The 26,873-nt window shown below is 66.6% G+C and carries 23 protein-coding genes and 1 pseudogene; 22 read left to right on the forward strand and 2 right to left on the reverse strand.

Features of this window, described 5'->3' with window-relative positions; translation table 11 throughout:
- Positions 1-99: 99 nt before the first annotated feature.
- The 18 genes from HNR60_RS17625 (at position 100) to HNR60_RS17710 (ending at position 19,785) form a co-directional block, all read left to right on the forward strand.
- Positions 100-1,053 (forward strand): ABC transporter permease, encoded by a 954-nt coding sequence (locus HNR60_RS17625; protein ID WP_184259896.1) that lies wholly within the window; start codon positions 100-102, stop codon positions 1,051-1,053.
- Positions 1,054-1,069: 16 nt separating this feature from the next.
- Positions 1,070-1,957, forward strand: a complete 888-nt coding sequence (locus tag HNR60_RS17630; RefSeq protein WP_430694978.1) for an ABC transporter permease — start codon at positions 1,070-1,072, stop codon at positions 1,955-1,957.
- Between the two features lie 4 nt (positions 1,958-1,961).
- The gene (locus HNR60_RS17635) at positions 1,962-3,050 is read left to right on the forward strand and encodes an ABC transporter ATP-binding protein (protein WP_184259909.1); all 1,089 of its coding nucleotides are present in this window, start codon (positions 1,962-1,964) and stop codon (positions 3,048-3,050) included.
- A complete protein-coding gene (locus HNR60_RS17640) occupies positions 3,034-3,234 on the forward strand; it encodes a hypothetical protein (protein ID WP_184259912.1) in 201 nt (66 codons plus the stop codon). Before HNR60_RS17635 ends, HNR60_RS17640 begins: the two co-directional genes overlap by 17 nt.
- Positions 3,231-4,646 carry an amidase gene (locus tag HNR60_RS17645; protein WP_184259915.1) on the forward strand — a complete coding sequence of 472 codons (1,416 nt, stop codon included), beginning with the start codon at positions 3,231-3,233 and terminating at the stop codon, positions 4,644-4,646. The genes HNR60_RS17640 and HNR60_RS17645 overlap by 4 nt, the downstream gene beginning before the upstream one ends.
- Positions 4,643-5,668 (forward strand): ABC transporter ATP-binding protein, encoded by a 1,026-nt coding sequence (locus HNR60_RS17650; RefSeq protein WP_184259917.1) that lies wholly within the window; start codon positions 4,643-4,645, stop codon positions 5,666-5,668. The genes HNR60_RS17645 and HNR60_RS17650 overlap by 4 nt, the downstream gene beginning before the upstream one ends.
- A gap of 46 nt (positions 5,669-5,714) precedes the next feature.
- On the forward strand, positions 5,715-6,299 hold the full coding sequence (locus HNR60_RS17655; protein WP_184259920.1) for an ANTAR domain-containing response regulator: 585 nt from the start codon (positions 5,715-5,717) through the stop codon (positions 6,297-6,299).
- A complete protein-coding gene (locus HNR60_RS17660) occupies positions 6,296-7,459 on the forward strand; it encodes a CmpA/NrtA family ABC transporter substrate-binding protein (protein WP_184259923.1) in 1,164 nt (387 codons plus the stop codon). Before HNR60_RS17655 ends, HNR60_RS17660 begins: the two co-directional genes overlap by 4 nt.
- A 349-nt stretch (positions 7,460-7,808) precedes the next feature.
- Positions 7,809-9,119 carry a CmpA/NrtA family ABC transporter substrate-binding protein gene (locus tag HNR60_RS17665; protein ID WP_184259926.1) on the forward strand — a complete coding sequence of 437 codons (1,311 nt, stop codon included), beginning with the start codon at positions 7,809-7,811 and terminating at the stop codon, positions 9,117-9,119.
- Positions 9,120-9,307: 188 nt separating this feature from the next.
- Positions 9,308-10,207: a nitrate ABC transporter permease gene (gene ntrB / locus HNR60_RS17670; protein ID WP_184259929.1), complete on the forward strand. Its 900-nt coding sequence runs from the start codon at positions 9,308-9,310 to the stop codon at positions 10,205-10,207.
- Positions 10,208-10,217: 10 nt separating this feature from the next.
- Complete coding sequence (locus HNR60_RS17675) at positions 10,218-11,012, forward strand: ABC transporter ATP-binding protein (RefSeq protein ID WP_184259932.1); 795 nt, start codon at positions 10,218-10,220, stop codon at positions 11,010-11,012.
- A 196-nt stretch (positions 11,013-11,208) separates the two neighbouring features.
- Entirely contained in the window at positions 11,209-11,625 is a 417-nt protein-coding gene (locus HNR60_RS17680) for a globin family protein (protein ID WP_184259934.1), read from the forward strand.
- Positions 11,622-12,851, forward strand: coding sequence for an NAD(P)/FAD-dependent oxidoreductase (locus HNR60_RS17685; protein WP_184259937.1), 1,230 nt, complete (start codon positions 11,622-11,624; stop codon positions 12,849-12,851). Before HNR60_RS17680 ends, HNR60_RS17685 begins: the two co-directional genes overlap by 4 nt.
- A 5-nt stretch (positions 12,852-12,856) precedes the next feature.
- Positions 12,857-14,614: a NirA family protein gene (locus HNR60_RS17690; RefSeq protein ID WP_184259982.1), complete on the forward strand. Its 1,758-nt coding sequence runs from the start codon at positions 12,857-12,859 to the stop codon at positions 14,612-14,614.
- A complete protein-coding gene (locus HNR60_RS17695; RefSeq protein ID WP_184259940.1) occupies positions 14,611-16,227 on the forward strand; it encodes a sulfite reductase subunit alpha in 1,617 nt (538 codons plus the stop codon). The genes HNR60_RS17690 and HNR60_RS17695 overlap by 4 nt, the downstream gene beginning before the upstream one ends.
- Complete coding sequence (locus HNR60_RS17700; RefSeq protein WP_184259943.1) at positions 16,227-18,914, forward strand: nitrate reductase; 2,688 nt, start codon at positions 16,227-16,229, stop codon at positions 18,912-18,914. The genes HNR60_RS17695 and HNR60_RS17700 overlap by 1 nt, the downstream gene beginning before the upstream one ends.
- Before the next feature lie 78 nt (positions 18,915-18,992).
- The gene (locus tag HNR60_RS17705; RefSeq protein WP_184259946.1) at positions 18,993-19,511 is read left to right on the forward strand and encodes a hypothetical protein; all 519 of its coding nucleotides are present in this window, start codon (positions 18,993-18,995) and stop codon (positions 19,509-19,511) included.
- A 67-nt stretch (positions 19,512-19,578) separates the two neighbouring features.
- On the forward strand, positions 19,579-19,785 hold the full coding sequence (locus HNR60_RS17710) for a hypothetical protein (protein ID WP_184259949.1): 207 nt from the start codon (positions 19,579-19,581) through the stop codon (positions 19,783-19,785).
- 269 nt (positions 19,786-20,054) lie between these two features.
- Here the strand turns inward: HNR60_RS17710 and xth are convergent, their stop codons facing one another.
- The gene (xth, locus tag HNR60_RS17715; protein ID WP_184259985.1) at positions 20,055-20,825 is read right to left on the reverse strand and encodes an exodeoxyribonuclease III; all 771 of its coding nucleotides are present in this window, start codon (positions 20,823-20,825) and stop codon (positions 20,055-20,057) included.
- 389 nt (positions 20,826-21,214) lie between these two features.
- Here xth and HNR60_RS17720 point away from each other — a divergent pair, with 389 nt between their 5' ends.
- A complete protein-coding gene (locus HNR60_RS17720) occupies positions 21,215-22,210 on the forward strand; it encodes a cytochrome-c peroxidase (RefSeq protein WP_184259952.1) in 996 nt (331 codons plus the stop codon).
- 92 nt (positions 22,211-22,302) lie between these two features.
- Here the strand turns inward: HNR60_RS17720 and HNR60_RS17725 are convergent, their stop codons facing one another.
- Positions 22,303-23,238 carry an alpha/beta hydrolase gene (locus HNR60_RS17725; RefSeq protein WP_184259955.1) on the reverse strand — a complete coding sequence of 312 codons (936 nt, stop codon included), beginning with the start codon at positions 23,236-23,238 and terminating at the stop codon, positions 22,303-22,305.
- Positions 23,239-23,409: 171 nt separating this feature from the next.
- Here HNR60_RS17725 and HNR60_RS17730 point away from each other — a divergent pair, with 171 nt between their 5' ends.
- From HNR60_RS17730 to HNR60_RS24495, 3 genes and pseudogenes are all read left to right on the forward strand, one after another.
- A complete protein-coding gene (locus HNR60_RS17730; RefSeq protein ID WP_184259958.1) occupies positions 23,410-23,787 on the forward strand; it encodes a rhodanese-like domain-containing protein in 378 nt (125 codons plus the stop codon).
- Positions 23,788-24,089: 302 nt separating this feature from the next.
- Positions 24,090-26,402, forward strand: coding sequence for an FdhF/YdeP family oxidoreductase (locus tag HNR60_RS17735; protein ID WP_184259961.1), 2,313 nt, complete (start codon positions 24,090-24,092; stop codon positions 26,400-26,402).
- A gap of 8 nt (positions 26,403-26,410) precedes the next feature.
- Positions 26,411-26,533: pseudogene (locus HNR60_RS24495) on the forward strand (amidohydrolase); the annotation flags it as partial.
- Positions 26,534-26,873 lie beyond the last annotated feature (340 nt).

The following is a 26,873-nucleotide window of genomic DNA, read 5'->3' on the forward strand; positions in this document are numbered from 1 at the left end:
AAATGCCGTCTCTCGAACGGTCCCGGCTCGTAGCGCTGCGCTACGGCGCAGCACGACGTCCGGGACACGCTCTGCTGACAATCTGATGAAAGAACCGCATTGTTCATCTATATCGCCCGTCGCATCGTCTATGTGATCCCGATCGTGATCAGCGTCGCGCTGGTGTGCTTCCTGTTGGTGCACATCACGCCCGGCGATCCTTTGGTGGCGGTGCTGCCCGCCGACGCCTCGCAGGAATTGGCCGCGCAGCTGCGCGTCGCCTACGGCTTCGACCGGCCGCTGCCGGTGCAGTTCGGGCTGTGGTTGTGGAAGGCGCTGCACGGCGATCTCGGCAATTCGATCGCCACCGGCCGCCCGGTGCTCGCCGAAGTGCTGCGCGCGGTCGGCAACACGGTGACGCTGGCGATTGCGGCGGCGACCATCGGCTTTTCGTTCGGGCTGTTCTTCGGCCTCGTCGCCGGTTACTTCCGTGACACATGGATCGACAAGGTGGCGACCTCGATCGCGATCGCCGGCGTCTCGGTGCCGCATTATTGGCTCGGCATGGTGCTGGTGATCATCTTCTCGGTGCAGCTGAACTGGCTGCCCGCGGTCGGCGCCGGCCCCGGCGGCTCCGGACAATGGGGCTGGGACTGGGAGCACCTGAAATATCTGGTGCTGCCGGCGATCACCACCTCCGTCATTCCGATGGGCATCGTCACCCGCACGGTGCGGGCACTGACCGGCGATATCCTGTCGCAGGATTTCGTCGAGGCGTTGCGCGCCAAGGGGCTGCGCGAGACCGGCGTATTCCGGCACGTCATCAAGAACGCTGCACCCACCGCGCTCGCCGTGATGGGGCTGCAACTCGGCTACATGCTCGGCGGCTCGATCCTGATCGAGACGGTGTTCTCCTGGCCGGGCTCCGGGCTGTTGTTGAACTCCGCGATCTTCCAGCGCGACCTGCCGCTGTTGCAGGGCACCATCCTGGTGCTGGCGCTGTTCTTCGTGTTTCTCAATCTCGTCGTCGACATCGCGCAGGCCGCGATCGATCCGCGCATCAAGCGGAGCTGAGCAGGATGGGCCGCCGATGACCACGATGACCGACACCGCGCTGCAGAGCGCTCCTGCTACCCCAGCGCGCGGCTATTGGGCCACGGTCGGCCGCCGGCTGCGCCGCGACAAGGTGGCGATGGGCTGCGCGCTGATCCTGTTGCTGATCTTCGTCTCGGCGCTGGTGGCGCCGTGGCTCGGGCTTGCCGATCCCTATCAGGGCTCGATGATCCGAAGGCTGAAGCCGATCGGCACGCCGAACTACTTGCTCGGCACCGACGAGCTCGGCCGCGACATGCTGGCGCGGCTGGTCTATGGCGGCCGGCTGTCGCTGCTGATCGGCATCCTGCCGGTGATCCTGGCGTTCGGCATCGGCACTTCGCTGGGCCTCGTCGCCGGCTATGTCGGCGGCAAGCTCAACACCGCGATCATGCGCACCGTCGACGTGTTCTACGCGTTTCCCTCGGTGCTGCTGGCGATCGCGATCTCCGGCGCGCTCGGCGCCGGCATCACCAATTCCATCGTGTCGCTCACCGTGGTGTTCGTGCCGCAGATCACCCGCGTTGCGGAGAGTGTCACCACCGGGGTGCGCAACATGGACTTCGTCGAGGCGGCGCGGGCGTCGGGGGCCGACGCCTTCACCATCATGCGGGTGCATATGCTCGGCAACGTACTGGGGCCGATCTTCGTCTACGCCACGGGATTGATCTCGGTGTCGATGATCCTCGCCGCCGGCCTCTCGTTCCTCGGGCTCGGCACCAAACCGCCGGAGCCGGAATGGGGCTTGATGCTGAACACGCTGCGCACCGCGATCTACGTCAATCCATGGGTCGCCGCCTTGCCCGGCGCGATGATCTTCGCGGTCTCGATCTGCTTCAACCTCTTGAGCGACGGCATGCGCAGCGCGATGGACATCAGGAATTGATGGCATGACCGACATTCTCGACCCACTCGACGCAATCGAAAAACTGGAGCCGATCGAAGACATCGGCGGCGTCGCGCAGCCGCTGTTGAAGGTCAACGGCCTGACCAAGCATTTCCCGGTGCGCGGCGGGCCGTTCGCGCCGAGCAAGACGGTGCGCGCGGTCGACGACGTCTCGTTCGCCATCGCCAAGGGCGAGACGCTGGGCATCGTCGGCGAATCCGGCTGCGGCAAGTCGACCACCGCGCGCCTCCTGATGCATCTGATGCCGAGCTCGAGCGGCGAGATCATCTTCGACGCGAGGCAGGTCGGGCGCCAGCTCTCGTTGCGCGAATTGCGCCGCGGCATGCAGATGGTGTTTCAGGACAGCTACGCCTCGCTCAACCCGCGGCTCACCATCGAGGAATCCATCGCGTTCGGTCCCAAGGTGCACGGCATGGCCGACGCCGCGTCGCGCGTTTTAGCGCGCGAACTGCTCGGCAAGGTCGGCTTGCGGCCGGAGAATTTCGCCAACCGCTATCCGCACGAGATTTCGGGTGGTCAACGCCAGCGCGTCAACATCGCCCGCGCGCTGGCGCTGTCGCCGCGGCTGGTGATTCTGGACGAAGCGGTGTCGGCGCTCGACAAATCGGTCGAGGCGCAGGTGCTCAATCTGTTGGTCGACCTGAAGCGCGAATTCGGCCTGACCTATCTGTTCATCAGCCACGACCTCAACGTGGTGCGCTACATCTCGGACCGGGTGCTGGTGATGTATCTCGGCGAAGTGGTCGAGGTCGGCCCGGTCGACGAGGTGTGGGACGCCCCCGCGCATCCCTATACGCGGGCGCTGTTGGCGGCGATGCCATCGTCCGATCCCGACCATCGCACGCAGGTGCCGCCGATCACCGGCGACCCGCCGAACCCGATCGATCCGCCGAAGGGCTGCCGGTTTCACCCGCGCTGCCCGTTCGCCGAGCCGCTGTGCTCAGGCGCCACGCCGAAGCTCACCGAACTCAATCCGACCGGCCACCAGGCCGCCTGCACCATGGCGATCCCCGGCTCGGGACACAGCCGCGCGCCAGCCAAGGAAGTACAGAACGATGTCGACGAAACCTGAGTCCGCGACGATCAAGGCGATGGCGGCGGTGGCCGGCGTCACCGTCAGCAACGAAGTGGCGGCGCGGATCGCCAATTCGATCGGCCCGGCGTTCGAGGGCTTCGCGCCGATCGCAGGATCCTTGCCGTTCGATCTGGAGCCGGCAAGCTTCGTCGTGGTGCAGAATGCGAAGGCCGCGTCATGAGCGCGAGCGATCCGGCGCTGCTGTCGCTGAGCGAAATCGCAACGGCGATCGCGCAGAAGAAATTCTCCTCGCGCGAAGCCACCTTCGCCTGCCTGAACCGCATCGCGGCCTTGCAGCCCAAACTCAACGCCTTCATTGCGATCGAGCCCGAGGACGCGCTGGCCGCGGCCGACGCCGCCGATGTCGCGCTGGCGCATGGCGACAACAAAGGCGCGCTGCATGGCGTGCCGCTGGCGCACAAGGACATGTATTACGACCAGGGCTTTGTGGTGACCTGCGGCTCCAAGATCCGCCGCGATTTCGTGGCGACCACGACGTCGACGGCGCTGCAACGACTGAAGAATGCCGGCACGGTGCGGCTCGGCTCGCTGCAGATGTCGGAATTCGCCTATGGGCCGACCGGCCACAACGCGCATTTCGGCGCGGTGCATAATCCCTGGGACCTTGACCACATCACCGGCGGCTCATCGTCCGGCTCAGGCTCAGCGGTGGCGGCACGACTGACCTATGCGGCGCTCGGCTCCGACACCGGCGGCTCGATCCGGATGCCGGCGCATTTCTGCGGCGTCACCGGCTTGAAGACCACGGTCGGCCTCGTCAGCCGCGCCGGCGCGATGCCGCTGTCGCAATCGCTCGACACCGTGGGGCCGTTGGCGCGTAGCGCCGAAGACTGCGCGCTGCTGCTCGGCCTGATGGCCGGCGCCGATCCCGCCGATCCGACCTGCAGCACGCGCGCCGTGCCGGACTATCTCGCCGCGACTAAAGGATCGCTACAAGGCGTCCGCATCGGCATTCCCAGCGCGTTCTATGTCGACGACCTCGATCCCGAAGTCGCGCGGGTGCTCGACGACACCCGGTCCGCGCTGCAACGCGAAGGCGCCGACATCGTCAAGGTCGAGCTGCCCGACCAGCGCCAGCTCTCGGCGGCGTGCCAATTGGTGCTCGCGGTCGAGGCCGCCGGCTTTCACACAAGCTGGATGATCGAGCGGCCGCAGGACTACGGCCCGCAAGTGTTGATGCGGCTGCAGAACGCGCTGGCGATTCCGGCCGTGACCTATCTCGAAGCGATGCGCTGGCGCGGTCCGGCGCTCGCCGCGCATCTCGCAGCATCGGCTGGCGTCGACGCGGTGCTGGCGCCGGTGGCGCCGGTGGCGGCGCCGACCATCGCGGAGAGCGACGTCGGCAATTCGCTCGACGCCGAGGCGGTGATTCAGCGGCTGACTCGCTTCACCCGGCCGATCAACTATCTCGGCCTGCCGGCGCTGGCGCTGCCCTGCGGGTTCACCCCAGCCGGTCTGCCGGTCGGGCTGCAAGTCATCGGCAAGCCGTTCGACGAGGCGATGCTGCTGCGGATCGGCGCAGCCTGGCAGCGCGCCACCGACTTTCACAGCAAGACGCCGGAGCTTGCATGAGCAACCTGGTCGAGGTCAAAAATCTCAACATCCGCTTCACCGGCGAACGCACCGTGCATGCGGTGAACGACCTCAGCCTGTCGCTCGGCGAGGGCGAAGTGCTCGGGTTGCTCGGCGAATCCGGCTCCGGCAAGAGCGTGACGCTGCGCGCCCTGATGCGGCTGTTGCCGAAGAAGCGCACGCAGATTTCCGGCTCCGTCAACGTGCTCGGCCAAGACGTGCTGGCGCTCGATGATGACGGGCTGTCGGCGTTTCGCGGCCAGACCGCGTCGATGATCTTCCAGGAGCCGGCGCTGGCGCTCGACCCGGTCTACACCATCGGCCGGCAGATCGCCGAAAGCGTGATGCGCCACGAAGGCAAGAGCCACGCCGAGGCGCAGGCGCGCGCGCTGCAGATGCTCGAAGTGGTGCGGATCCCGTCGGCCAAGCGCCGGTTAGATGCCTATCCGCACGAGATGTCGGGCGGGATGCGGCAGCGCGCGATGATCGCGCTGGCCTTGGCCTGCAAGCCCAAGATCCTGCTCGCCGACGAGCCCACCACCGCGCTCGACGCCACCGTGCAGATCCAGATCCTGCTGCTGCTGCGCGAATTGCAGCGCGAATTCGGCATGTCGGTGATCTTCGTCACCCACGACATCGGCGTGGCGATCGAGATCTGCGACCGCGTTGCGGTGATGTATGCCGGGCAGATCGTCGAACAAGGAACGCTGAGCCAGATCGTGCGCACGCCGCTGCATCCCTATGCGCAGGGGCTGCTGGCCTCCACCGTGCACGGCGCCAAGCGCGGCGCGAGGCTGGAAACCATCCCGGGCACCCCGCCATCGCTCGACAAGGCGCCGACCGCCTGCTCGTTCGCGCCGCGCTGCCGCTACGCCCAGCCGCGCTGCGTCGAGGCGCTGCCGCCGGACGTCCAGGTCGGGCCGAACCGCACCGCGCGTTGCATCCTGGCCGAGCCGATCGCCGACGGTGCCGCGCCGGCGCGCGCCGCCGATGCTGTTGCGGGCGGGCTCGATCTCGCCTAAGCGATCGGGGAGTCTTGCTTCGACAGCCTTTGAGTGACGTCGCGCCATGGAATCCCCGCTGAAGATCGTCATCGTCGATGAAAGTCCGGTGCGGGCCGCGATCCTCAAGGATGGGCTGCGCGAAGCCGGCGTGTCGCAGGTGATCCATCTGGAGGCCACCACCAATCTGTTGGCGCGGGTCTATGAGATCGACCCCGACGTCATCCTGATCGACCTCGAGAACCCCAGCCGCGACATGCTGGAGCAGATGTTCCAGGTCAGCCGCATCGTCAAGCGGCCGGTCGCGATGTTCGTCGACCAGAGCGACACCGCCTCGATCCAGGCCTCGGTCGACGCCGGGGTCTCCGCCTATATCGTCGACGGGCTGAAGAAGGAGCGGATGAAGCACATCCTCGATCTGTGCATCTCGCGCTTCAACGCGTTCTCCAAACTGCAGAGCGAGCTCGACCGCGCCAAGACCGCGCTCGACGACCGCAAGGTGATCGACCGCGCCAAGGGCATTTTGATGAAGGCCAAGTCGCTCACCGAAGAGCAGGCCTATGTGATGCTGCGCAGTGCGGCGATGAACGAGAAGAAGAAGATCGCCGAGATCGCCCAGTCGGTGATCACCGCGTCGGAGATGTTGAAATGAGCACGCGCTTGCGGATCGGGTTCATCCCGCTGGTCGATGCCGCGGCCTTGATCGTCGCGGTCGACAAGGGGTTCTGCGCCGCGGAAGGGCTCGACGTCGAACTGGTGCGGGAGATTTCCTGGGCCAATGTCCGCGACAAGCTCAACATCGGGATGTTCGACGCCGCGCATATCCTGGCGCCGATCGCGATCGCCTCCAGCCTCGGCATCGGCCACGTCAAGGTGCCGATCGTCTCCGCCTTCGGGCTCGGCATCAACGGCAATGCGATCACGGTGTCGCCGGACCTCTACGCCGCGATCAAAGCCGCCGCCGACGGCGACCTGCTCGATCCGCTGGTGACGGCGCGCGCGCTGGCCCGCGTCATCGCCGAGCGCAAGCAAAAGGCGCTGGAGCCGCTGACCTTCGGCATGACGTTTCCGTTCTCCACCCACAATTACGACCTGCGGTTCTGGATGGCGGCGGGCGGCGTCGACCCGGACGAGGACGTGCGCCTGGTGGTGCTGCCGCCGCCGTTCATGGTGGACAGCCTCGCCAACAAGCATCTCGACGGCTTCTGCGTCGGCGCGCCATGGAATTCGGTCGCGATCGATCTCGGCATCGGCCACGTGCTGCACTTCACCTCGGAACTGTTGCAGCGGGTCGCCGAGAAGCTGTTGGCGGTGCGCGCGCCCTGGGCGGCGGAAAATCCTGATGTGATGATGGCGCTGGTCCGCGCCCACGCCCGCGCCGCGGACTATATCGAGGACCTCGGCAACCGCGACGAGGTCGCGGCGCTGCTGACCGCTCCCGGCCGCATCGAAGTCACGCCGGAACTGATCCTGCGCACGCTCGACGGCCGGATGCGGGTGGCGCCGGACGGCACCGTGCGGCCCAGCGACCGCTATCTGCTGGTCGGCCGCGACGGCGCGGCGCGACCGGATCCGGTGCAGGCGGCGTGGTTCTACGCCCAGATGGTGCGCTGGGGACAGGCGCCGCTGTCCAACGACCTACTCGCCGCCGCCAAGGCGGTGTTCCGGCCGGATCTCTACGACGCCGCGCTTGGCCCGACCGCGCCGCCGCCCGTCTCGGAGCCCGCCGATGGCATCGGCGCCTTCACCGGCCCGGCGTTCGATCCCGACGATATCGCCGGCTATCTCGCGGCGTGCCGGCGCCCCGGGTAAACACCAGGCGCGGCTTCGCACTGCACATTATTCGGGCCGCGCTGCCCAAGCGCGTCGCGTTCGGCGCCCGGAGCCGATCGCCGGGAACTGCCGGCCGAACCAACTAATCATTTGCTGATATTGAGATTTCCGTAACCGCGAGTAGTTGGCACGGAATTCGCTACACTACGGCGAGGGCGCCGACGCGGAGCCTGACGTTCATCGATGGTCTGACAGCAATGCCGCTGTCCTGGAAACGCGCGCGAGCGAATTCCAGGCGGCGGCTTTTTTTTGTTTTCGGCCCTCGCGATCGGACCTGAACGGCAGCGCCAGCCAGCACCGGCGCGGGCACAACGAGGAAGGGGTGAGGATGACCAACACCAAGCACAGCACCGGCCGCAACCAGCTCAGCCGTCGGCAATTGCTGAAAGCCGGCGCCGGCTCCGCGGCGCTACTCGCCGCGGCGAAGCTGAATTTCCCCGCCGGCGCCTTCGCGCAAGGCGCAGGCCCTGAGGTGAAGGCCGCCAAGCTCGGCTTCATCGCGCTGACCGATGCGGCGCCGCTGTTCGTCGCCAAAGAGAAAGGCCTGTTCGCCAAATACGGCATGCCCGACGTCGAGGTGCAGAAGCAGGCCTCCTGGGGCACCACGCGCGACAATCTGGTGCTCGGCTCGGAAGGCAACGGCATCGACGGCGCGCATATCCTGACCCCGATGCCCTACCTGATCTCCTCCGGCAAGGTGACGCAGAACAATCAGCCGACGCCGATGTACATCCTGGCCCGGCTCAACCTCAACGGCCAGTGCATCTCGGTCGCCAAGGAGTACGGCGATCTGAAGGTCGGCGTCGATGCGACGCCGTTCAAGGCCGCGCTCGACAAGAAGAAGGCCGCCGGCAAGGCGATCAAGGCGGCGATGACCTTCCCCGGCGGCACCCATGATCTGTGGATCCGCTATTGGCTCGCCGCCGGCGGCATCGATCCCGACAAGGACATCGAAACCATCGTGGTGCCGCCGCCGCAGATGGTCGCCAACATGAAGGTCGGCACCATGGATTGCTTCTGCGTCTGCGAGCCGTGGAATCTGCAGCTGATCCACCAGGACATCGGCTACACCGCGCTCACTACCGGCGAACTCTGGAACAAGCATCCGGAAAAATCCTTCGCCATGCGCGCCGCCTATGTCGACAAATATCCCATCGCCACCAAGGCGCTGCTGATGGCGGTGCTGGAAGCGCAGCAATGGTGCGAGAAGCCGGAAAACCGCGACGAGGTCGCCGCGATCTGCGGCAAGCGGCAATGGATCAACTGCCCGGTCGAAGACATCACCGACCGCGTCAAGGGCAAGTTCGATTACGGCACCGGCCGCGTGGTCGACAACAGCCCGCACATCATGCGGTTCTGGGACGACCACGCCTCCTATCCGTATCAGAGCCACGATTTGTGGTTCATGACCGAGGATATCCGCTGGGGCAAATACGCCCCCGACTTCGACGCCAAGGCGCTGATCGGCAAGGTCAACCGCGAGGATCTATGGCGCGACGCCGCCAAGGCGCTCGGCGTCGCCGCGCTGCCGGCGTCGACCTCGCGCGGCCAAGAGACCTTCTTCGACGGCAAGGTGTTCGATCCGGACAATCCGGCCGCTTACTTGAAATCGCTGTCGATCAAACGCGTGGAAGCCTGAACTGCATTCGGGAAGAAGATGATGTTGCAAGTTGTTCGACAAGGCCAATTGCAGGCACGGACTTCACCTCTCCCCGCGCGCGGGGAGAGGGTCGAGTTGCCGCACCGCTCATATCAACTTGAACCCCTGAGCATACGGGCCGCAACGCGCAATCCGCACCCGCCCATTTCGATCACGAGGTAGCAGCGATGACCATGCCAGCAATCAGGAACGACGGCGTGACGATAATGCCGGCCGCGGCCGCGAACGCGCCGGTGGTCGCGATCACACCGCGCCGCCGGCCATGGCGCGACAGCTACGGCCGCATCGCGCGCGACACCGCGGCCCGCGTGATCCCGCCGCTGATCGTCATCACGCTGCTGATGCTGTTTTGGGAACTGGTATGCCGGCGTACCGGCTCGACGCTGCCGCCGCCGTCGAAAGTGTACAACGACACCAAGGAGCTGATCTTCGATCCGTTCTTCGATCACGGCGGCATCGACAAGGGGCTGTTCTGGCATCTGTCGGCGAGCTTGCAGCGCGTCGCGCTCGGCTACTCGCTGGCGGCGGTCGCCGGCATCGGGCTCGGCGTCCTGGTCGGGCAATCGGTGTGGGCGATGCGCGGGCTCGATCCGCTGTTTCAAGTGCTGCGCACCATTCCGCCGTTGGCCTGGCTGCCGCTGGCGCTCGCCGCATTTCGCGACGGCCAGCCCTCGGCGATCTTCGTGATCTTTATTACTTCCATCTGGCCGATCATCATCAACACCGCGGTCGGCATCCGCAACATTCCGCAGGACTATCGCAACGTCGCAGCGGTGGTGCAACTCAACCCGCTGGAGTTCTTCTGGAAGATCATGCTGCCGTCGGCGGCGCCCTATATCTTCACCGGCCTGCGGATCGGCGTCGGGCTGTCGTGGCTGGCGATCATCGCCGCCGAGATGCTGATCGGCGGCGTCGGCATCGGCTTCTTCATCTGGGACGCGTGGAATTCTTCGCACATCAGCGAGATCATCCTGGCGCTGTTCTATGTCGGCATCATCGGCTTCGTGCTCGACCGCGCCATCGCCGGGCTCGGGCGACTCGTCACCCACGGCACCTCGGCCAGCTAAGGATCACGCCATGTCCGCTTATCTCAAGCTCGACCACATCGACAAAGTGTTCAGCCGCGGCGCCGCCTCCACCGAGGTGCTGAAGGACATCACGTTGACCATCGATCGCGGCGAATTCGTCTCGATCATCGGCCATTCCGGCTGCGGCAAGTCGACCCTGCTCAACATCGTCGCCGGGCTGACCACTGCGACGATGGGCGGCGTGCTGCTTGAGGACCACGAGGTCAACTCGCCGGGGCCCGACCGCGCCGTGGTGTTTCAGAACCACAGTCTGCTGCCGTGGCTGACGGTGTATCAGAACGTCAGGCTCGGCGTCGACAAGGTGTTCGCCAAGACCAAGAGCCGCGCCGAGCGCGACGCCTGGACGTTGCACAATCTCAGCCTGGTGCAGATGGTGCACGCCAAGGACAAACGGCCCTCTGAAATATCCGGCGGCATGAAGCAGCGCGTCGGCATCGCCCGAGCGCTAGCGATGGAGCCGAAGGTGCTGCTGCTCGACGAGCCGTTCGGCGCGCTCGACGCGCTGACCCGCGCGCATCTGCAGGATTCGGTGATGGCGCTGCATCATAAGCTCGGCAACACCATCCTGATGATCACCCACGACGTCGACGAGGCAGTGCTGCTCTCGGATCGCATCGTGATGATGACCAACGGCCCCAGCGCCACGATCGGCGAAGTGCTCGAGGTGCCGCTGCCGCATCCGCGCAAACGGCTCGAACTCGCCACCAACGCGGCTTACCTGAAATGCCGGCAGCGGGTGCTGGAATTCTTGTACGAGCGCCACCGCTTCATCGAGGCGGCGTAGTTCTTCACCTCTCCCCGCTTGCGGGGAGAGGTCGGCCCGGCGAAGCGCAGCGAAGCCGGGGCGGGTGAGGGGGCGGTTCGACAGGCTCGACCGAATTGAGAGGCCCCCTCACCCGCTTCGCGGACTTCGTCCGCTCAGCACCCTCTCCCCGCAGGCGGGGAGAGGGAAGATCAAGCGCCAACGTCAGGAGACACCCATGACCCCACACGAGATCACGCAGGTCCAGCAGAGCTTCGCCAAGGTCGCGCCGATTTCGGAGCAGGCCGCGGCGCTGTTCTACGGCAGGCTGTTCGAGATCGCCCCCGAGGTGAAGCCGATGTTCAAGGGCGACATCCGCGAGCAGGGCAAGAAGCTGATCGGCACATTGGCCGTCGTGGTCGCGGGCCTCACCGATCTCAACAGCGTGCTGCCGGCGGCGAGCCGGCTCGCCAAGCACCACGTCGGCTATGGCGTCGAGGCCGCGCACTACGCCTGCGTCGGCGCCGCGCTGTTGTGGACACTCGAACAGGGGCTCGGCGACGCCTGGACGCCGGAACTCACCAGCGCCTGGAGCAGCGCCTATGCGACGCTGTCCGGCTACATGATCGCCGAAGCCTACGGCGTTGCCGCATGAGCGAGCCGCTCGTCATCATCGGCAACGGCATGGCCGCGCTGCGGCTGGTCGAGGAACTGACGGGCCGCGCGCTCGGCCGCTACGCCATCGCGGTGGTCGGCGAAGAGCCGCGCCTCGCCTACAATCGCGTGCTGTTGAGTTCAGTGCTGGCACGCGAGATCGCGCCCGCCGCGACCGAGCTGAAATCCGCGACCTGGTGGCGCGAGCGCGGGGTGACCTTGCTCTATGGCCGCAGCGCGGTTGCGATCGACGCCGATATCCGCCGCGTGAAACTCGCCGGCGGCGCCACGCTGCCGTTCGGCAAATTAGTACTCGCCACCGGCTCGAAGCCGATCCGGCTCAACGTCCCCGGCATGGATCTGCCGGGCGTGCTGACCTTCCGCGATCTCGCCGACGTCGCGGCGATCGCGCACGCCGCGGAAGGCCGTCGCAAGGCGGTGGTGATCGGCGGCGGCCTGCTCGGCCTGGAAGCCGCCTACGGATTGTCGAAAGCCGGCGCCGAAGTCACCGTGGTGCATCTGATGGACCGGCTGATGGAGCGCCAGCTCGATCCGCGCGCCTCGATGCGGCTGCAGACCGCGCTGCAAGACCGCGGCATCAAAGTCCGGCTCAACGCCGACACCAAGGCGCTGCTCGGTCGCGACCGCATCGAAGCGGTCGAACTCTTCAACGGCGAACTGATCGAGGCCGACCTGGTGGTGGTCGCCGCCGGCATCCGCCCCAATGTCGAGCTGGCGCGCAGCGCCGATCTCGCGATCGGCCGCGGCGTCATGGTCGACGATCAGTTGCAGACCAGCAAGGCCGGCATCTACGCAATCGGCGAATGCGCCGAGCATCGCGGCATCTGCTACGGGCTTGTGGAGCCGGCCTATCAGCAGGCCGCCGTGCTCGCGGCGCATCTCGCCGGCGCGCAGGCCGCCTACACCGGCAGCGTGCTGGCGACCAATCTCAAGGTCTCCGGCGTCAACGTGTTCTCGGCCGGCGACTTCATCGGCGCGCCGGGCAGCGAACAGATCGTGCTGACCGATCCGGGCCTCAATCACTATCGCAAGCTGGTGATCGCCAACGGCCGCCTCACCGGCGCGGTGCTGTTCGGCGACACCGCCGACGGGCTTTGGTATCTCGATTTGATCCGCTCCGGAGCGCCGATCGCGGCCTTCCGCGACGACATGATGTTCGGCCGCGCCTTGGCCGAGCGCTCCCTCCCCTCCGATCTGGCGGCGTGAGCGCGATGGGCAGCGAATTCAGCATCGACCAGAAGCGCTACCTCGAAGGCTTCGCCTCCGGCGTCACCGCGGCGCGCAGCGCGCGGGCCAAGCCTGCGAGCGCGGAGGCGGCACCGAGCGGCCCCGACGCGATCCATCTCGAGGCGCAGAACCGCACGCTGGCCGCGGGCGGCAAGCTGGTCGATCAGGAAAAGTGGAAGCGCGACGAGCATCCGTTCGACGCTTACGCGCGGCTGAAGAGCCAAGCCCGCAACAACGCCGCGCCAAAACCCGCGGATAATTTCCGCTGGCGCTATTACGGGCTGTTCTACGTCGCGCCGACGCAGACGTCGTATATGTGCCGCTTGCGGATTCCCAACGGCATTCTCACCGCCTGGCAATTCGCCGGCCTCGCCGATCTTGCCGATCGCCACGCCGGCGCCTATTGCCACGTCACCACCCGCGCCAATCTGCAATTGCGCGAGATCGAACCGAAGAGCGCCGTCGCCGTACTCGAAGGCATCGAGAGCCTCGGATTGTGGACGCGCGGCGCCGGCGCCGACAACATCCGCAACGTCACCGGCTCGGCCACCGCCAGCATCGATCCGCAGGAACTGCTCGACACCCGCGCCTATGCGCGGGACTGGCACTTCCACATTCTGAACACCCGCGCGCTGATCGGCCTGCCGCGCAAATTCAACGTCGGCTTCGAGGGCGGCGGCGCCATTCCGACGCTGGAAGACACCAACGACATCGGCTTCCAGGCGGTCGAGGTGAAACAAGGCTTCGGCGTCGAACCGGGCATCTGGTTTCGCCTCACCCTCGGCGGCATCACCGGCCACCAGGATTTCGCCCGCGACACCGGGGTGATCGTCAAGACGGACGACGCCACGCGGCTCGCCGATGCGATCGTGCGGGTCTATAGCGCACATGGCGACCGCACCGACCGCGGCAAGGCGCGGTTGAAGTATTTGCTCGACGCCTGGGGCTTCGAGAAGTTTCTCGCCGAGGTCGAGAAGCTGCTCGGTCAGCCGCTGACGCGGGTGCCGGCGGACGCGCTGGCGCCGCGGCCGGCGTTCGATCGCGCCGCGCATATCGGCGTACACCGGCAGAAGCAGCCCGGGCTGAACTGGATCGGCGTGGTGTTTCCGGTCGGCAAGATCACCACCGCGCAGATACGCGGGCTGGCCGCCGTCGCGCAAACATTCGGCGACGGCGATATCCGGCTCACGGTGTGGCAGAACCTGCTGATTTCCGGCGTGGCGGACGCCGACGTCGCGGCGGCGCGGGCGGCGATCGACGCGCTCGGCCTCGCCACCGCGGCCAGCGCAATCCGCGCCGGATTGATATCCTGCACCGGCGCCACCGGCTGCCGGTTTGCCGCCGCGCACACCAAGGAAGATTCCGAGGCGATCGCAGCGTGGTGCGAGCCGCGCGTCGCGCTCGACAGTCCGGTCAACATCCACCTCACCGGCTGCCACAACAGCTGCGCGCAGCATTACATCGGCGACATCGGGCTGATCGGCTGCAAGGTCGCGATCAGCGAGGATGACACCGTCGAAGGTTATCATATCCATGTCGGCGGCGGCTTCGGCCCCGACGCCGCGATCGGCCGCGAACTCTTTCGCGACGTCAAGGCGGGCGACGCGCCGCGGGTCATCGAGCAGATGCTGCACGGCTATCTGACGCACCGCGCCGCGACGAACGAGAGCTTCCTCGACTTCGCGCGCCGTCATGAGATCGCAACCTTGCAACAGATCTTCGCGCTCGAGGTCCCCGCATGAACCAGACCACGCCCTTGCCGATCCCGTCGCTGGTGCCGGAGACCGCGCCGTTCTCCGACGAGCAGCGCGCCTGGCTGAACGGCTTCTTCGCCGGCTTGGTGTCGTTGGATAGCGCAGGCGTCACGCCGCTCTCGTCCGAGCAGGCGGCTGCGCTGATCGGCGGAGGTGCGACGGCGCCCGCCGCGGACGACGATGGCGGCGCGCCGTGGCACGATCAGAGCCTGCCGCTCGCCGATCGGATGAAGAGCGCGGAGGACAAGCCGCTGCGCTGGAAGCTGATGGCGGCGATGGCGCAGCAGGATTGCGGGCAATGCGGCTATGACTGCAAGAATTACTCGGGCGCGATCTTCGCCGGCAAGGAGACGCGGCTGAACCTCTGCGTGCCGGGCGGTAAGGAGACCTCCCGGATGGTGAAGGCGCTGGCCGAGCAACTCGGCGCCGCGCCGCCGGCAGCTTCGACGCCGGCCGCCGCTGAAGCCACACCCGCCACGCTGCCCGCGCCCGGCTATTCGCGCGACAATCCGGCGACCGCCACCGTGCTGTCGTGCCGCAAGCTCAACAAAGTTGGCTCGGAGAAGGAAACCTGGCACGTTGAATTCGATCTCGCGTCGTGCGGGCTCGACTACGCCGTCGGCGATTCCTTCGGCGTGTTTCCGACCAACGATCCGGCATTGGTCGATGCGGTGATCAAGGCGCTCGGCGCGCCGGCAGATTTCCCGATCGGCGGCCGCGCCTTGCGCGACGTGCTGCACGACGGCGTGTCGCTGGCGCCGGCGCCCGACATGCTATTTCAACTTTTTTCCTACATCAGCGGCGGCGAACGCCGGAAGCTGGCCCGTGCGCTCGCCAATGGCGAAGACCCGCACGGCGACGCCGCGACGCTCGACGTATTAGCCGCGATCGAAAAATTCGCCGGCATCCGCCCGGATCCGGAAGCCTTCATCGAGGCGCTCGATCCGTTGCAGCCGCGACTGTATTCGATCTCGTCGTCGCCGAAGGCTACGCCCGGCCGGCTCTCGCTCACCGTCGATACGGTGCGCTACATCATCGGCAAGCGGCAGCGGCTCGGCGTCGCCTCCACTTGTCTTGCCGAACGCTTCAAGCCCGGCGATGCGGTGCGGGTCTATCTGCAGAAGGCGCACAACTTTGCGCTGCCCGCCGATCCCAACGTGCCGATCATCATGATCGGCCCCGGCACTGGCGTAGCACCCTTCCGCGCCTTCCTGCACGAGCGTCAGGCGATCCATGCGCCGGGCCGCAACTGGCTGTTCTTCGGCCATCAACGCTCGCATTGTGATTTCTTCTACGACGACGAATTCAAGGCGATGAAGACGTCGGGGCTGCTGACGCGGCTGACGCTGGCGTGGTCGCGCGACGGCGATCAGAAGATCTACGTGCAGGACCGCATGCGCGAGGTCGGCCGCGAGCTGTGGGCGTGGCTGGCCGACGGCGCAATCCTCTACGTGTGCGGCGACGCCAAGCGGATGGCCAAGGACGTCGAGCTGGCGCTGGTCGATATCGTGGCGCAGCACGGCGCGCGGACGGCGGCGGAGGCCACCGCCTTCGTCGGCGAGCTGAAGAAGGCCGGCCGCTATCAGCAGGACGTCTATTGATGAACGCGCTGCCCCCGCATCCGCTCGCGGTGAAAACCACCTGCGCCTATTGCGGCGTCGGCTGCGGCATCCTTGCCAGTCCCGATGGCCGCGGCGGTGCATCGATCGCTGGAGATCCCGCGCATCCGGCGAATTTCGGCCGGCTGTGCTCGAAGGGCTCGGCGCTCGGCGAAACGTTGGGCCTTGAAACACGTTTGCTTCATCCGATGCTACGCGACGACGACGGCGCATTGAAGCGCGCGTCGTGGGACGTGGCGCTCGGCGCGGTCGCCGACGGTTTTGCGCGGGTGATTGCCGAGCATGGGCCGGATTCGGTGGCGTTCTATCTCTCCGGGCAATTGCTGACCGAGGATTACTACGTCGCCAACAAGCTGATGAAGGGCTTCATCGGCTCGGCCAATGTCGACACCAATTCGCGGCTCTGCATGGCGTCTTCGGTCGCCGGGCATCGCCGCGCCTTCGGCGCCGACGTGGTGCCGGGTAGCTACGCCGATCTCGACGAGGCCGACCTGGTCGTGCTGGTCGGCTCCAACGCAGCCTGGTGCCATCCGGTGCTGTATCAGCGGATGCTCGCCAACAAGCGCGCCCGCGGCACCAAGATCGTGGTGATCGATCCGCGCCGCACCGAGAGCGTCGAGGCCGACGATCTGTTTCTTGGGCTCGCCCCCGGCATGGATGTCGCGTTGTTCAGCGGCCTGTTGGTGCACCTCGCCGACACGCTGGCGCTCGACTACGGCTATATCGACGCGCACACCGCGAACCTCACCGAAGCTTTGGTGCGGGCGCGCGAGATCGCCCCCGACATCGCCGCGACCGCGCGCGCTGCCGGGCTTGCCGAATCCGATGTGGAGATATTCTTCGCGCTGTTTCGCAACACGCCGAAAGTGGTCACCTGTTTCTCGCAGGGGGTCAACCAATCGGCGCAGGGCACCGACAAGGTCAATGCCATCATCAACTGCCATCTCGCCACCGGACGGATCGGCAAGCCGGGCATGGGGCCGTTTTCGCTGACAGGGCAACCCAACGCGATGGGCGGCCGCGAGGTCGGCGGGCTCGCCAATCAGCTCGCGGCGCAGATGGATTTTACGCCGGACAACATCGACCGCGTCGGCCGGTTCTGGCGCGCGTCGCAGATGGCGCAGCGCGACGGGCTGAAGGCGGTGCAGCTGTTCGAGGCGATCGCGCGCGGCGAGATCAAGGCGCTGTGGGTGATGGCGACCAATCCCGCGGTGTCGCTGCCGCGCGCCGGCACGATGCGCGAGGCGTTGCGCCAGCTCGAGCTGTTAGTTATTTCGGAGAACGTCGCCGGCAACGACACGCTCGATGCAAAGCCGCATGTGCTGCTGCCGGCCGCGGCGTGGGGCGAGAAGGACGGCACCGTCACCAATTCGGAGCGCAGAATCTCGCGGCAGCGCGCCTTCCTGCCGCTGCCCGGCGAAGCCCGGCCGGACTGGTGGATCGTCGCGCAAGTGGCGCTGCGCATGGGCTTTTCGCACCCATTCAACTATCAATCCGCCGCGGAGATTTTTCGGGAGCACGCCGCGCTCTCGGCGTTCGAGAACGACGGCGACCGCGCCTTTGATATCGGCGCGTTGGCGGCGCTGAGTGATGAAGCTTTCAATGCGATGGAGCCGGTGCAATGGCCAGCGCGCGCGGGCGAAGCGATTGGCGAGCCGCGGTTGTTTGCGGAGGGCGGATTCTTCACCGCGGATCGCCGGGCGCTATTGATCGCGCCGGAAAAGCCCAGCCCGCACGAAGCCCTATCGGCGGAATTTCCGTTCCGGCTTAACACCGGGCGGGTGCGCGACCAGTGGCACAGCATGACCCGCTCAGGGCTCAGCCCGCGGCTCGCCGCGCACCGCCCGGAGCCGTTCGTCGAGCTGCACAAAAATGATGTGGCAAACCTGGGGCTGGTCGACGGCGGTCTCGCCCGGGTGACGACGGCCCATGGCAGCGTCATCTTGAAGGTCGTCGTCAGCGACGGTCAGCGGCCGGGCTCGCTATTCGCTCCGATCCATTGGAGCGATGCCGCCGCGTCCTCCGCGCGGGTCGGCGATCTGGTGGCGGCGATCACCGATCCACTTTCCGGACAGCCCGAGGCCAAGGCGACGCCGGCTGCGATCGCGCCGGTCGTGTTCGGCACGCGCGGCTTCGCGCTCACTCGAACGCCGTTGACGCTGCCCTCCGAAAGCTGGTGGTCGCGCGTCACGCTGCAGAACGGCCATGGCCTGCTGTTCGCCAGCAACGACGCGCCGGCGGCGTGGCGCGCGCGGGCGCTGGAGATGTTCGGCACCGCCGAACTCGCCGAATATGTCGACGAGCCCGCCGGGCTGTATCGCGCCGCCGCATTCCTCGACGGCCGGCTGATCGGCTGCCTTTTCATCGGGCCGGCAGCGGTCGCACCGCAATGGGATGCGGTGAAGGCGCTGTTTGCAGAGGATTTGCTCGATGCCGCGCAGCGCCGCGCGGTGCTGTCGGGCAAATCCGTCGCCGGCCTCATCGATGCCGGGCCGATGGTCTGCGCCTGCTTCGGCGTCGGGCTGAACACGATCCGCGCGGCGCTCGCGCGCGGCGAGGCCACCACGGTCGAGCAGATCGGCCGGCGGCTACGCGCCGGCAGCAATTGCGGCTCCTGCCTGCCGGAGCTGCGGCGCCTGGTCGACGCCGGCATCCAACAGCCCGCCTGAAACAAGCGGGAACTAACTGCAAGGATGGCAATTGTTCCGATGTGATTGATCACACCTTGTTGCTTAGTTGGAGGTCCCATGGACACCGAGAAGACCACGCCGTCGGCCGATGAAGCCGACGCCGCAGAGACGACGACCGCCGAGAAGCCGAAGCCGCTGGTCGACAACCTGATCGACATCGTGATCGACGGCGCCGCTGCGCTGGCGAAGGGGGCGGCCAAGACGGCGGCGAAGCGCGTCGTCAAGTCGGCCGGCAAGACCCGCCCCGGCAAGGCGATCGAGTCGGTGACCAAGGCGGTGACCCAGGCCGCGCCGAAGACCGCGAAGAAGGCGGCGAAGAAAGCCGCCAAACAGACCGCGAAAACCGGCCGCGGCAAGACCGCCGGCAAGCAGGCCAAGATCGGGAAGACCGCCAAGTCTGCAAAGACCGCCAAGTCTGCAAAGACCGCCAAAGCCGGCAAGAAAGCCGGCAAGGCTTCCAAGACCGCTAAGGCGGCGAGCAAGAAAGTCGGCAAGTCGGCGGGCAAGACGTCCAGCGTCAAGAAAGCCAGCGCCAAAACATCGGCGAAGCGCGGCAAGAAGTCCGGCAAGCGCTAAGCGTCGGGCGCAAAACCTCCGCCGCCGCAGCGTGAACCTTTGCGGCGGCGTCGGCGTTAGGAAATCCATGTCGGACGCTGTGGATTATTTCCGGGCCTATGCACGCCGCGCCATCTGCCGCGCGCGGGCGATGCCGTTCGGCCGCAGCAAGCGGCTGCAGCGCGTGATCGCGCGGATCTATCATCTGCTCAGCAAGGAAGCCGCCTGCGGTCCGAATCTGGATCACATGGCGGATTTCCGCGCCGCGGAGAAGCTGGAGAAGACACTGCATTAGTATGGCTGGCGCATGTGCATAGTGGATTGATGCGCTTCGCAATTAGTTCGAGAGTGTCATCCCGGGGCGCGAGCGGCGTAAGCCGCGAGTGAACCCGGGATCCAGTACTCACCGGCCTGGGATACTGGATTCCGGACTTGCTCGTTCTTCGAACTCGCAATCCGGAATGACTGCCACATACGGGTCAGACGCTGTAATCCTCACTGCGAATGCTCCGGTATGGACGCCCGCTCGCCGTCCCTCGCCAACGGCCGCGACGCATCCCCCGCTTACTTCACCTTGATCCAGGTCGGCGCGTGGTCGCTGGCGCCTTGCTGGCCGCGCACCGCGCGATCGACCCCGGCGTCGCGCAGCCGCGGCGCGAGTTGCGGGCTGAGCAGCAGATGGTCGAGCCGCAGCCCGGCGTCGCGCTCGTAGCGCTGCCGCATGTAATGCCAGAACGTGTAGATCCTCTGGTCGGGATGCAGCTCGCGCAGCGCGTCGGTCCAGCCCTGCTTGACCAGCTTGGCAAACGCCGCGCGGCTCGCCGGCTGTACCAGCGCATCGTCGTTCCACGACTTGGTCGGATAGATGTCGAGCTCGGTCGGCGCGACGTTGAAATCGCCGGCCAGCACGATAGGAATGTCCTGCTGCAGCAATTTGCGCGCGTGAGCGTTGAGCCGCTTGAACCAGGCCAGCTTGTAGTCGAATTTCGGACCCGGCTGCGGATTGCCGTTCGGCAGATACAGGCAGCCGACCAGAATGCCGTCGATCGCCGCTTCGATGTAGCGGCTCTGCACGTCTTTGCGATCGCCGGGCAACCGCCGCTGCGTCACGATCGGCGCGGCGCGGCGCGACAGGATCGCCACCCCGTTCCAGGTCTTCTCGCCCTGCCACACCGCGTGATAGCCGGCGCCTTCGATCGCCTGCGCCGGAAACTCGGCGTCGCTGCATTTCAATTCCTGCAGGCAGACGATGTCGGGCTTCACCTGCTTCAGCCAGCGCAGCAGGTTGGGCAGCCGGCGGTTGACATTGTTGATGTTGAAGGTCGCAATTTTCATCGGCACCAGGATTGTCGGGCTGCCGGGACGGAACCGGAAGCCGGGGCGCTTGAGTTCGTCATTGCGAGGATCTCTTGCGACGAAGCAATCCAGGCCACGCAAGAAGCCCCTGGATTGCTTCGCTGTTCGGCCGGCGCTGCGCGTCGTCCTCGGCTCGCAATGACACTGCAGCTATGCAGTTATGCTCCCGACTGATCGCGCCGCTTCCAGCGGTACCTTATAGCCGCCGCACGCCTCCGTCTCCCGCGTTAGTTGCACATCAGTCTCATTAAAATTGACCCCTATCAATTCGCGGTGAACGCCGCTCTGTTAGAATACGAGTAGTTAGCAAAAGCGGCTGGTCTACGCTCCTGGGCTGGGGGTGGCCGCCCGCATCACCGGGGGCTCTCATGAGAATTTCTAAAGCGCTGCTGCTCGCGACGACGCTCTGTATCTCGACGCCACTATGGGCCGCACCGGCCGACGAGCCGATCCAGCCGTTGCCGGCGGCGGTCGTCAAAGACGCCAAGCTGGTCGAACTCGGCAAGAAACTGTTCTTCGATCCTCGGCTGTCGCTGTCCGGCTTCATCTCCTGCAATTCCTGCCACAACCTGTCGATGGGCGGCTCCGACAACCTGAAGAGCTCGATCGGCCACAACTGGCAGAAAGGCCCGATCAACTCGCCGACGGTGCTGAACTCGAGCCTCAACGTCGCGCAGTTCTGGGACGGCCGGGCGCTGACGCTGCGCGACCAGGCCGGCGGTCCGATCGCCAATCCCGGCGAGATGGCCTCGACCCACGAATTGGCGGTGGCGACGCTGCAATCGATCCCGGGTTATGTCGGCGAGTTCAAATCGGTGTTCGGCAACGACAAGGTGACGATCGAAGAAGTCACCAAGGCGATCGCGGCGTTCGAGGAAACCCTGGTCACGCCGAATTCGCGGTTCGACAAATGGCTGAAGGGCGACAAGAAGGCGCTGACCCCGACCGAACTCGCGGGCTACGAGCTGTTCAAGGAGTCCGGCTGCACCGCCTGCCACAACGGCTCGGCGGTCGGCGGCAACACCTTCCAGAAGATGGGCGTGATGGCTCCCTACAAGACCACCAACCTGGCGCAGGGCCGCATCGCGGTGACCAAGGCGGAAGCCGACCGCTTCAATTTCAAGGTGCCGACCTTGCGCAACGTCGAACTCACCTATCCCTACTTCCACGACGGCGAAGCCGCGACCTTGACCGAGGCGGTCGAGACCATGGGCCGGATCCAGCTCGGCAAGACCTTCACCCCCGAGGAGAACAGCAAGATCGTCGCCTTCCTGAAGACGCTGACCGGCGATCAGCCGGACTTCAAGCTGCCGATCCTGCCGCCGTCGACCGACAAGACCACGCCGCCGAAGCCGTTCGACTGAGCGTAACGCGGGATACCAGGACCCCACGACGACCACAGGCCCGATGGCAGCGATGCCGTCGGGCCTTTTGATTAGCGCAGGCTTGCGCGCGCTCAGCTGAAACGGGCTGTGCCGGCGCGCCGCCGGTCCGGTGCGCGGCAGGCGGCGTCGAGAAAGGCCAGCAGCTCGCCCGCATAGGGCGCGAGCGCCTCGCGCAGATCGTGGTCGCCATCGACCGGCAACAGCCGTGCGTCCGGCGATGCCGCGGCCAGCCGCTGCGCATCGGAAAACGGCACGGTGGCGTCGTCACGGCCGTGCACCAGCAGCACCGGGCATCGCACGGCGGCGATGGTGGCGAGCGGCGCGATGTCGTCGAACCGCGCGCCGATCACCTGCTGCACGTGGCGCAGCACGTACCAGCCGATCACCGGAACGGGGATGCGATGCTCGGCCATCCAGCGCTGCATCACCTCGCGCGGATGCGCGAAGGCCGACAGGCTGACCACCGCGCGCACGTCGTGGCAGCGCGCGGCGTGCAGCAGCGTCGCGGCGGCGCCGACCGAATGGCCGAGCAGCGCGAGGCGGTCCGGCGCGATCCCCGGCCGCGCGCGCAGCCAGGCGAGACCGGCGGCGATATCCTCGGCAAAGCGCGGCATCGAGGTGAAAGTCTCGTCGTCGCTGCGGCCGTGGCAGCGGGCGTCGATCAGCAGCACCGCGTAGCCCGCGGCATGCAGCGGCGGCACCACCGGCCACATCTGCGCGGCGTTGGAGCCCCAGCCGTGCATCACCAGCACCGCCGGCGCCGGCCGCGCGGCGGCCGGCGGCGGCTCCACCAGCCAGCCGAACAGCGAGCGGCCGCCCGGCCCGGCAATCCGGACTTCGCTGACGCACGCCGCCGGCAAGCCGTAATCCGCAGGGCCGTGCTCATGCGGCAGCCGCGGCGCGCGCAAGCCGCGCAGCAGCGCGTGACGCGCCAGCCGATGCGCGCCCCATAGCGTTGCGGCACTCGCCGCCAGCGTGGCTGCCAAGAGGGGAAGGCTGAGAGTCATTGGCGCTGCATCTTTCCGTCGTCGGCGGTCGCTCCACACCACACTACCGGAGTGGATTATTCTCTCGCCTTGGTAACTAATGCAAAGCCTTGCTCTCAAGCCGCTTTCGATTGCAAGAATTTCCTCTTTGGCGCTTAGATCGCCGCACCCTTTCCGCAGATGGAGACCCCGATGAAGACGGTACAAATGATGGTCGCCGAGGCCGACGCCGAGATCCCGCGGATCAGCCCGGACGAAGCCAAGACGCTGCTCGGGCGGCCGGACGTGCTGTTCCTCGATGTCCGCGAGCCCGGCGAAGTGGCAGCCTCCGGCAAGGTGCCGGGTGCGCTGGCGGTGCCGCGCGGGCTGGTGGAGTTTCGTGCCGATCCCACCTCGCCGCTGCACGACGCCGCCTTCGACCGCGCCAAGACCGTGGTGACCTATTGCGCCTCCGGCGGCCGCTCGGCGTTGGTCGGCAAGTCGCTGAAGGAGATGGGCTACGGCACCGTGCGCAACCTCGGCGGCTTCAAAGGCTGGATCGACGCCGGCGGCGAGGTCGAGAAGGGCTGAGCAGAACCTGAGCGTGCCCGGACGCAGCGCAGCACGCCGCGCTTGCGGCGTGGTGCGCTGCAGAGCCGGGGCCGTTACGGAACGCGACGCTCGGAACGGTCCCGGCTCACGGCGCAGCGCAGAGCGCTGCACCGCGTCCGGGACACGACACCTCATTTGACGACACCTCATTTGACGACACCTCATTTGACTCATTGATCACTGCTTGGTCATCGGCGGAACCTTCGCGCCGAGCCAACATTCCACTCCGGTCATTGCCTAGCCGCGACGTTGCGTCGCGCCGGGCGATCGGAGTGCACAGCATGGCATCGAAGCGCGAATTCGGACCGGATCTGGTGGTCGAACCGAACGAAGAACCGGCCGGCGGCTGGGGCTCGCTGCGCTCGGTGGCGAAAAGTATCGCGCGCGACCGCGTGCCGTTCACTGGCCCGGAATTGCTGCTGCAGCAGAACAAGAACGACGGCTTCATGTGCGTCAGCTGCGCCTGGGCCAAGCCGGCCGACCCGCGGGTGTTCGAATTCTGCGAGAACGGCGCCAAGGCCACCACCTGGGAAGTCACCAGCAAGCGGGTGACGCCGGCGTTCTTCGCCGAGCGCACCGTGACCGAGCTCGAGGCGTGGGACGATCACCAGCTCGAGGACGCCGGGCGGCTCACCCATCCGCTACGGTGGGATGCCGCGAGCGATAAATATCTCCCCGTGAGTTGGGACGACGCCTTCGCGGAGATCGGCCGCGAGCTGAAGGCGATGCAGCCCGACAGCGCGGTGTTCTACGCCTCCGGCCGCGCCTCGCTGGAAACCGCCTTCATGTATTCGCTGCTGGCGCGGGCCTACGGCAACAACAACCTGCCGGACAGCTCCAACATGTGCCACGAGACCACCTCGGTGGCGCTGCCGGAAAGCATCGGCGTGCCGGTCGGCACCTGCACGCTCGACGATTTCAAAACCACCGATTGCATCTTCTTCTTCGGCCAGAACGTCGGCACCTCGAGCCCGCGCATGCTGCATCAGCTGCAGGACGCAGCCAAGCGCGGCGTGCCGATCGTCACCTTCAATCCGTTGCGCGAGCGCGGGCTGGTGGAATTTGCCAATCCGCAATCGCCCGCCGAGATGCTGATCAGCGAGCCGACGCCGATCAGTTCGCAGTATCATCAGGTCAAGGCCGGCGGCGACACCGCGGCGATGCTCGGCATCGCCAAGGTGCTGTTCGCGCTCGACGACGACGCCTCGGCTTCGGGCGGCACCGCGGTGCTCGACCACGATTTCATCCGCGAGCACACCCACGGCTTCGACGACTTCGCCGCCGCGGCGCGGGCCGCCAACTGGCCCGACATCGAGCGCCACGCGGGACTGAGCCGCACCGCGCTGGAAGCCGCCGCCACGGTCTATGCGCACGCCAAATCGGTGATCTTCGTCTACGGCATGGGACTGACGCAGCACAAGATGGGCGTCGAGACGGTGCAGACGCTGGTCAATCTGGCGCTGCTGCGCGGCAATATCGGACGCCCCGGCGCCGGGATTTGTCCAGTGCGCGGCCATTCCAACGTGCAGGGCCAGCGCACCGTCGGCGTCACCGAGAAGCCGGAGATGGTGCCGGCCGACAAGATCAAGGCCTTGTTCGATATCGAGGTGCCGCCAAAGAAGGGCCTCAACACCGTCGAGACCTGCGAAGGCGTGATCGACGGCAGCGTCCGCGCGGTGATCTCGCTCGGCGGCAATCTGGTGCGCGCGGTGCCGGAGCATCGGCTGGTGACGCCGGCGTGGCGCAAGCTCCGGCTCACCGTGCAGATCATCACCAAATTGAACCGCACCGCGCTGGTGCATGGCGAGGTGTCGTTCATCCTGCCGTGCCTCGGCCGCATCGAGATCGACAATCAGGCCAGCGGTCCGCAGGCGGTGTCGATCGAGGACAGCGTCGGCTTCATGCACGGCTCGCGCGGCCAGATCGAACCGGCCAGCGCCGAGTTGCTATCAGAGCCGAAGATCGTCGCCGAGCTGGCGAAAGCGACGCTTGTCGACAGCAAAGTGCCGTGGGACGACTGGGTCGCCGATTATAGCAAGGTGCGCGACGCCATCGCGGCGACCTACCCGAAGATTTTCCACGACTTCAACGCCCGGCTGTGGCAGCCCGGCGGCTTCCACCGCCCGCTCGGCGCGCGGCACCGCGCGTGGGAGACCAAGACCGGCAAGGCGAATTTCATCACCGCGACGACGCTGACCAGCGACATCGCGATTCCCGCCAGCGACCGCGACGTGGTGCAGCTGATCACGCTGCGCACCAACGGCCAGTTCAACACCACGATCTACAATTACGACGACCGTTTCCGCGGCATCTATGGCTCGCGCGAGGTGGTGCTGATGCATCGCAACGACATCGACCGCTTCAAGCTGCGCGAGGGCGATGTGATCACGCTGCAGACCGCGGTCGACGATGGTGTCGCGCGCGAGGTCGGCGGGTTGCGCGTGGTGGCCTACAATATTCCGGAAGGCTGCATCGGCGGGTACTACCCGGAATGCAATCCGCTAATTCCGCTATGGCATCACGCCGAAAAGAGCAAGGTGCCGGCGGCGAAGTCGATCCCGGTGCGGGTGCTGAGCCGCGCCGCCGCGGCGTAACTGCGACGGTCAGCCAGGACGGCTCGGTGCCGCTGCACAATCCCGGTTATGTGTTCGACGACCAGCTGCTGCCGATCGGCGCCAGCATGCTGGCGCGGATTGTCGAAACCCGGCTGCCGGTCGGGGGATGATCCGGTTTCCGCTCAGCCGAACGTCGAAATTAATAGCAGCGGCGCCGCGCGCCTTCCCTCGCCCCGCTTGCGGGGAGAGGGTGGCGTGACAAGCGAAGGCTTGTCACGCCGGGTGAGGGGGCGCCGCGTTATGCCGAAGCGCCCCCTTGTATCTGCCCATTGAGCAAAATGTGCGATGGAAGCGGCTTAGCGCGTTGGCCGGTGGCCACCGGCCACCGCGCGCGGCGATGACGCCCGATACCCCTCCGGCAACAACCGTGGGTGAGCCTGGGACCATCGCCGTTGTCACGCACGACCGAACAGTCGCTGGACCGCACTCGTACGCACAAGGCAGGTTACC

The sequence above is a fragment of the Rhodopseudomonas rhenobacensis genome (assembly GCF_014203125.1).
In the GTDB taxonomy this organism is placed as follows: Bacteria; Pseudomonadota; Alphaproteobacteria; order Rhizobiales; family Xanthobacteraceae; genus Rhodopseudomonas_A; species Rhodopseudomonas_A rhenobacensis.

Excerpts from the sequence above, each read along its gene's own strand:
- HNR60_RS17700 (WP_184259943.1), top strand. The coding sequence starts at position 16,227 with ATGAACGCGCTGCCCCCGCATCCGCTCGCGGTGAAAACCACCTGCGCC.
- HNR60_RS17720 (WP_184259952.1), top strand. The coding sequence starts at position 21,215 with ATGAGAATTTCTAAAGCGCTGCTGCTCGCGACGACGCTCTGTATCTCG.
- HNR60_RS17735 (WP_184259961.1), top strand. The coding sequence starts at position 24,090 with ATGGCATCGAAGCGCGAATTCGGACCGGATCTGGTGGTCGAACCGAAC.
- HNR60_RS17660 (WP_184259923.1), top strand. The coding sequence starts at position 6,296 with ATGAGCACGCGCTTGCGGATCGGGTTCATCCCGCTGGTCGATGCCGCG.
- HNR60_RS17640 (WP_184259912.1), top strand. The coding sequence starts at position 3,034 with ATGTCGACGAAACCTGAGTCCGCGACGATCAAGGCGATGGCGGCGGTG.
- HNR60_RS17710 (WP_184259949.1), top strand. The coding sequence starts at position 19,579 with ATGTCGGACGCTGTGGATTATTTCCGGGCCTATGCACGCCGCGCCATC.
- HNR60_RS17695 (WP_184259940.1), top strand. The coding sequence starts at position 14,611 with ATGAACCAGACCACGCCCTTGCCGATCCCGTCGCTGGTGCCGGAGACC.
- HNR60_RS17655 (WP_184259920.1), top strand. The coding sequence starts at position 5,715 with ATGGAATCCCCGCTGAAGATCGTCATCGTCGATGAAAGTCCGGTGCGG.
- HNR60_RS17675 (WP_184259932.1), top strand. The coding sequence starts at position 10,218 with ATGTCCGCTTATCTCAAGCTCGACCACATCGACAAAGTGTTCAGCCGC.
- HNR60_RS17635 (WP_184259909.1), top strand. The coding sequence starts at position 1,962 with ATGACCGACATTCTCGACCCACTCGACGCAATCGAAAAACTGGAGCCG.
- HNR60_RS17730 (WP_184259958.1), top strand. The coding sequence starts at position 23,410 with ATGAAGACGGTACAAATGATGGTCGCCGAGGCCGACGCCGAGATCCCG.
- HNR60_RS17725 (WP_184259955.1), bottom strand. The coding sequence starts at position 23,238 with ATGACTCTCAGCCTTCCCCTCTTGGCAGCCACGCTGGCGGCGAGTGCC.
- HNR60_RS17630 (WP_430694978.1), top strand. The coding sequence starts at position 1,070 with ATGACCACGATGACCGACACCGCGCTGCAGAGCGCTCCTGCTACCCCA.
- HNR60_RS17685 (WP_184259937.1), top strand. The coding sequence starts at position 11,622 with ATGAGCGAGCCGCTCGTCATCATCGGCAACGGCATGGCCGCGCTGCGG.
- HNR60_RS17680 (WP_184259934.1), top strand. The coding sequence starts at position 11,209 with ATGACCCCACACGAGATCACGCAGGTCCAGCAGAGCTTCGCCAAGGTC.
- xth (WP_184259985.1), bottom strand. The coding sequence starts at position 20,825 with ATGAAAATTGCGACCTTCAACATCAACAATGTCAACCGCCGGCTGCCC.
- HNR60_RS17645 (WP_184259915.1), top strand. The coding sequence starts at position 3,231 with ATGAGCGCGAGCGATCCGGCGCTGCTGTCGCTGAGCGAAATCGCAACG.
- HNR60_RS17705 (WP_184259946.1), top strand. The coding sequence starts at position 18,993 with ATGGACACCGAGAAGACCACGCCGTCGGCCGATGAAGCCGACGCCGCA.
- HNR60_RS17690 (WP_184259982.1), top strand. The coding sequence starts at position 12,857 with ATGGGCAGCGAATTCAGCATCGACCAGAAGCGCTACCTCGAAGGCTTC.
- HNR60_RS17650 (WP_184259917.1), top strand. The coding sequence starts at position 4,643 with ATGAGCAACCTGGTCGAGGTCAAAAATCTCAACATCCGCTTCACCGGC.
- ntrB (WP_184259929.1), top strand. The coding sequence starts at position 9,308 with ATGACCATGCCAGCAATCAGGAACGACGGCGTGACGATAATGCCGGCC.
- HNR60_RS17665 (WP_184259926.1), top strand. The coding sequence starts at position 7,809 with ATGACCAACACCAAGCACAGCACCGGCCGCAACCAGCTCAGCCGTCGG.